At 45.8% G+C, this 5,254-nt stretch carries 2 protein-coding genes; both read left to right on the top strand.

Annotation, left to right across the window (positions count from 1 at the left end; translation table 11 throughout):
- The first annotated feature begins 108 nt into the window (after positions 1 to 108).
- Complete coding sequence (locus KAH81_08390) at positions 109 to 4,071, top strand: sigma 54-interacting transcriptional regulator (protein ID MCK5833673.1); 3,963 nt, start codon at positions 109 to 111, stop codon at positions 4,069 to 4,071.
- Between the two features lie 245 nt (positions 4,072 to 4,316).
- On the top strand, positions 4,317 to 5,254 hold a 938-nt coding region (locus KAH81_08395), incomplete at its 3' end, for a hypothetical protein (GenBank protein MCK5833674.1).

Consider the following 5,254-nt stretch of genomic DNA (forward strand, 5'->3'; position numbering starts at 1 on the left):
CTTGACAAGAGGTTTAAACCCCTTCAAGAAATAATCCAAAGCTTACTCGCCAAAAAACCAACAGAAAGGCCCCCGAACGCCTATTCCATCCGTATCGCCCTACAAAAAATGCTTGGAAAAGAAGAAACCCCCGGGGAAGGCTTCTATCTTCCACACGGCCCATTCGTAGGAAGAAAAAAGGAATTAACTCAAATAAAAGATATACTAAAAAACCTCGACTCACCTCGGTTTGTTTCTGTTACTGGCTCCTCTGGTGTTGGTTGTTCAGCCTTATGCGAAAGAGCGCTTCTCGAGGCGGGATATGAAGGTTTGGCAACAGCCGAGATATTCGAGGGACATTCTCTCATCTCGGGAATACTGCCATCATTTATGTCGAAGGACTATCGTAAAACCCTATTAAAACGACTTCCACCCTTAATGGAATTCCTATCCGAGGATTTTCCACAAACCTTCCTCGATGATTTAAAAATTCCTCCAAAACCATCACCCTCTACGCTGGCCGGACTTAATAGTAATATCGCCGGGTTCATAGAGGAGTTATCGTTCGCAAAACCCATAATAGCACATATTAGAACCACCCCAAATAACAGCTTGATCGAGGAGATTAAAAAAACTGGGGCAAAAATCCTTTTCCTGTTCGATAAAATTAATCTAGGTGACATACATATCGATCTTTCCCCTCTCGATGAAGTTGAGACACTGGACCTTATACGCGGCCTCCTCGGCCCCGTCGATGACATCGATACTCTCTCATCTTCAGTGTTTAAAGTTGCAAATGGTAACCCATATACAATAAGGAAAACAATTCGAGAATTCGTCTCATATGGCGCACTTGAAACCCATACTCGAACCTGGCATTTCTCTATAGAACGCACCGACCGCACAACATCCTTTTCAGACAAATGGGCACGCCTTATCGAAGATGCAAAAACAATTTGCACCGCTATATGTCTGGCAGGTGAATTGGAATATTCAATCCTGGAGGACATGATAGGCCCTGGAAGTTCATTCGCAGTCTATAAAATTCTGTCCGCAGGATTAATTGGTGAACGAGACCGCTCCGGGAAAAACCTCTTCTTTGCCTATCCAGAACTTGCCTCGAATATTGACAGCATAATATCCATCGAGCGTGCTAAATCTGTGCATCTGCGACTCGCCGATGCCTTCATCAGAGCCACCCCTAATTTTTCTAATCGCATTTCCTCGGCATATCATTTTGAACTTGCGGGGCAACCTAAGACATCTGCCGAGATGTTCTTCGAAATTGGTACCAAAGCCCTTAAAAAAACCAACTTTAATATAGCCGAACGCGCTTTAGAGTCCGCAAACAGGCTTTCAGAACACCTCGATACTCCAATTAAGAAACTTAGATGTCTCAAAAGACTCGCCCTAACGCGCAAATATGCGGGTGATTTCGATAGCGCCCGAGATGCCTATTTTCAGGCATCCGCGATGGCCGAATCCATGGGCAACAGCGAGCAAAAAGCATCTGTTTCCGGTGATATAGGTGTCACATATTTTGAACAGGGCAACACTAAATTGGCTCTGAAGTATTATAAAAAGGCGTTAAAGCTTCATTCAAGCGCAAAAAACGAGAAGGGCGAGCTGATCGATCTTGTGAATATTGGCGGCCTATATCAGGTAACCAGTAACCTTGAACTCGCTAAAAATATTTATACCGAAGCGTTAAAAAAAGCGCAAAAACTGAATAATAAACTCTGCCTCTCTGCTGTCAATCTCAACTTGGGCGAGATGGCCATCGCCGAAGCCGATCTCGCCTCGGCATTGAAACTGGTTCTCGAATCTGGCACTATTGCCCGTGACAAAGGGTATGATAATATGCTGTTTCAGGCGCTTATCGCCCTCTCGAAAGTGCATAGACTTCAAGGCCATCTTACTCTGGCAAGAAGATCTATCGAAGAGGCCTGTGAGATTACCTCTTTCGAAGGTGGGCGCGAATCTGCTATCGCAGGAATCGAGCGAGCCGCTATAGCCCGAACAGTTGGCGAATACCCCATTGCAAAAGCTGCACTTAAAAATTCTGCCGATTTTTATAATTATCTCGGTTCGACTGAAAAAGCTCGACTGTTTGAGGAAATCGCCATTCTATCGGCTCTCGAAGAGGTCGAACCCTTGAGCGTACCAAGAGTGGAACTGCCTGAGAAGACATCCTTGTTTTTTCAAGCTCTCGCTTTCATTCGCAAAAATAATCTCGATTCGGCTCTATCGCTTATCGAAGACTCCATCGCTAAACAGCCTACAGCTTTAGGTGAGATCGAAATTGAACATTATATCCAAAAAGCTCTTATTTTATACAGACTAGAACGCTTCAAACAAGCTCTAGAAACGCTCGAATTAATTGAACAATCGCTTAATGGAATTAACCCATGGATGACTGCAAGAGTGTCCGCCCTGCGTTGTCAAATACTCGATAAACTCGATAACATCAACTCAGCAAAAGTCGCTCTTTCATCCGCGCAATCCAGATTTAAAGCGTTAGAAAACTGGACAGAGCTTAAAAAACTCGATGCCCTCCTTGCAAAACTCAGCGAACCGAAAGAAAAAGACCTCAGCTTCAGTAAAATGTTGCCCATCCTGAAAGCCCTTAATTCCACCCTCGACTCCGCACACTTGCTCCGGAAAATACTCGAGGCTACTCTCGATGCCACCGGCGCAGAACGGGCATTGCTATTTCTAATGGAAAATGGATCGGCGGAACTCAGGATTGCAATATCTGCAAATGGCACAGATCTTCCACTAGATTCGACAAAATTTTCTCACGGTCTTTTAGAAAATGTTATGGCTTCGCGCGAAGCTCATTTTTCAGAGAGTATAGCCGACGATGATGCGCTTTCCACGCGCGAATCCATAATAGACCTCGATATTACAATGGCTATGTGCGTTCCTGTTACCGGTCTCAATTCTGAGCTTGTTGGGCTTATTTACGCCGATGCTGGCATTGGCAAAGGGCTTTTCGACCGCCAAACACTCGATTTCTTGACCGCTCTCGGAGAACAGGCAGCTATTGCACTGCACAACGCTGAACTTTTCGACGACCTGCGTGCAGAGCGAGATGGTATGGCACGAGAGATTTGCGTGTTCGGCGAAGGCAAGATTATCGGGACTTCCCCGGCGATGTTGGAATTAAAACAGAAACTTAATATAGTTGCCGGACAAGATATTTCCCTCTTGATTACTGGAGAAACCGGAACCGGCAAAGATTTGATAGCACGAACTCTCCATGCTGAGAGTAAACGAAGTGAAGGTCCGTTCGTAGCCATCAATTGTGCTGCCATTCCCGAAAACTTAATCGAGAGCGAGCTTTTCGGCCATGAACGTGGCGCTTTCACCGGTGCAGATCGCAAGCAGATAGGCAAATTCGAACTTGCAAATGGTGGTATCCTCTTTCTCGATGAGATCGCCGAGATGCCCATTGCCTTTCAAGTAAAACTTCTGCGTGCTATTGAAAGCCGGGAAATACATCGCCTCGGTGCTAACAACGAAATCCCCGTCGATGTTAGAATTATCTCAGCCACTAACCTCAATATCGAATTCGCGCTTAAAAACCAAAAACTCCGCGAAGACCTATACTATCGTATTGCGCCGATTAATATTCACATCCCACCACTTCGAGAACACCCCGAAGACATACCACTTCTCATTCTACACTACCTCGACCGAGCGCAGGCAAAATTCGGGCGAAATATTGAATCTGTTACAAATAGCGCGCTTTCGGCCCTTAAACGCTATCCATGGCCGGGCAATGTTCGAGAACTCATTGGAACACTAGAGGAAGCTCTGATATTCTCGAGAACTAATATACTTCGCGCGGAGGATTTTCCACCCCGAATAGTTAAATTTAATCCTCTCGACTCTAATAGTTCGCCTCTTCCAAAAAACTATGCTCAGCTTCAGGCTATGAAGAAGGATCTCGCTGAAGGCTACGAAAGGGAGGTATTGTTAAAAATCCTCGAAACCCACAATTGGAAGGTTACCAAAGCAGCTAAAGCTTTCAAAATGAATCGAAGCAGGCTCCATCACCTAATTAGCTATTATGGTTTTAAAAAATAGCGTCATTAGTGTTATTTTATTATAACACTTTTTTATTTCGTATTTCGTTATTATATATTGTGTTATGATGTTATTTAATATATTTGTTATTTATTAATAACTATTTTCGTTCTTTTATCCCTTTTATTGAATTCTTTATTTCTCTTATCCTATTATGTTTCTTATACTTATCGTTTTTTTGTATTTACGGCATATTTTATGCTTATTACTATTACATAGCACAAAATACTTCTTGGAGGTTTAAAATGTTTAATCAAAATTTAAAAATCAATCTACCGGGAATTGGAATGAAGGGTGTATTTTTAATCCTCTTTGCATTTATTGCATTCAATTCGCCCGTTTTGGCTCAAACTTCGCCGGACTCATGTGCGCCGGAGGTAATGCACTGGACACCTGCGGATGGCGCCACCGGTGTCGATCCTTCCGCTAATATTTTCGCATATCTTTACGATTCGCCCGGTGTTTGCGGCGTTTCCAGCGGTATCGATTCGTCCACTATCGAGATGATCGTTGTAATTGGCGACGATACGCTCGATGTTACTGGCGAACTCAGGATTGTCATGCACGGCACGGTCGATGTGACGTTGAACCATCCCGCCTGGGGTTTCCCTGCGGGTTCTCATGTCGAGGTTTGCCTGACCTTCGCGGATACGGTCGGGAATTTTGCGACCGATTGTATCGAGTTCGATGTTGCCAGCACTTCGCCGGACACGCTCGACCGCACTCCGCCGTGTTTCGACGATTGGTTCCCGGCAAACGATGCGATTCTTTCGGCAAGCCCTGCGGAGATTAGCGTTGCGATATGCGATATATGCGGCGGCGACACGACCGGAGGCATCTCCGGCGTCGATCCCGATTCGGTCATCATGGTGGTCATCGCCGGAAGCGATACTACAATAATAGAGCCGCCGGCGCTCGTTCTGACGCCGATTTTCTGCGCCGGTTACGGTGCACAGTGGAATCCGCCGGTTCCGCTGCCGGAGGGCAATATTACCGTTTGCGTTGGCGCGGTTGATTTTGCCGGCAATCCAGCTTATGATTGCGTTACTTGGACGATAGACCGCGACACAATGCCTCCCCCGCCGGACTGCGCGCCGGAGTTCGTCTCGGTCGATCCGGGAGTTGGCGCGTGGGACGTGGCGACGGATCATGGGATCAATATGGTGTTCGGGCCGCGGGGCGA

This window comes from bacterium (assembly GCA_023145965.1).
Classification (GTDB): Bacteria; UBP14; UBA6098; order UBA6098; family UBA6098; genus UBA6098.